This window comes from Veillonella tobetsuensis (genome assembly GCF_001078375.1).
GTDB lineage: Bacteria > Bacillota > Negativicutes > Veillonellales > Veillonellaceae > Veillonella > Veillonella tobetsuensis.
Window position 1 is genome coordinate 1 of the sequence record NZ_BBXI01000042.1, and the last position, 1,081, is coordinate 1,081.

The window sequence follows — 1,081 nt, forward strand, 5'->3', positions numbered from 1 at the left end:
TCAGTTCCCCAGGTGCCCTCCTCATACTCAAAGGTATGGGTGACAGTGCATAACCACTGCCGGGTTCCCCCATTCGGAAATCTACGGGTCAAAGATTGCTTGCATCTCTCCGTAGCTTATCGCAGCTTACCGCGTCCTTCTTCGGCTGATATCGCCAAGGCATCCGCCGTACGCCCTTAAAATCTTTACTTATTTTACGCCATAATTTGCGACTATCTTCGTTGTACTGCATTCAGCTCATCTTGCGTATACAAATACGCGGCGATTTCGCTTCATTGGTACGCCTCGATATTCATCAAATTCTGACGAAAATCAATTTGATTTTTAGACATGCATTAGATACATTGTCGTTTATTTTGTAGCCGTACATTTTACATGTACGTCACCATTAAGTCAGAGAATTATTTCCTATGTGCTCGGGTCAACCTACTTAGAAATTCTAAGAGATGACCTTACAAATATATATTAATTCTTCTATGCAGTTTTCAAAGAACAAACAATTTATATATTTCGCGTCTATCGTCGTTGCATTCGTCTCACTTGTCTTGCGTAATTACCATTACGCGGCGACGGCGTTCATCTCATGCGCCTAGATATCCATCGAAATCTATTAAATTGTAACTGATTGTTTAAATCAGCTTTGTTTTTTTAGTATATAACAGACAAGCTGTCAAATACTAAATGGTGGAGACGAGGAGATTCGAACTCCTGACCCCCTGCTTGCAAGGCAGGTGCTCTCCCAACTGAGCTACGCCCCCATGAGTGGTTACGCTTTATTCTCGATAATCCATTCCGAAGAATCCGTTATCTTTTTAAAGTTGTACCTATAATTAGCTCTTTTTGTCTGTACTCTACACAATGTGTATTTCAAGTAATATGAGCCAACTGGTGGGCCTAGGTGGACTCGAACCACCGACCTCACGCTTATCAGGCGTGCGCTCTAACCAGCTGAGCTATAGGCCCATATCTGTAGATTTGAGAGTCTTTACAGATCTCTCAAAACCGAACAATGTTAGGTGCCAAAGTGTCGACCTAAGTGACATCCAAGCTCTTGGCTCGGTGTATGTCTCCCTAGAAAGGA

General features: G+C 42.6%; 2 tRNA genes and 1 rRNA gene. All 3 read right to left on the reverse strand.

Annotation, left to right across the window (positions count from 1 at the left end):
• Nucleotides 1-190, reverse strand: a 23S ribosomal RNA gene (locus VEI_RS09330); the annotation flags it as partial.
• A 492-nt stretch (nucleotides 191-682) separates the two neighbouring features.
• Nucleotides 683-758, reverse strand: a tRNA-Ala gene (locus VEI_RS09335).
• 128 nt (nucleotides 759-886) lie between these two features.
• Nucleotides 887-963, reverse strand: a tRNA-Ile gene (locus VEI_RS09340).
• Between the last annotated feature and the right edge of the window lie 118 nt (nucleotides 964-1,081).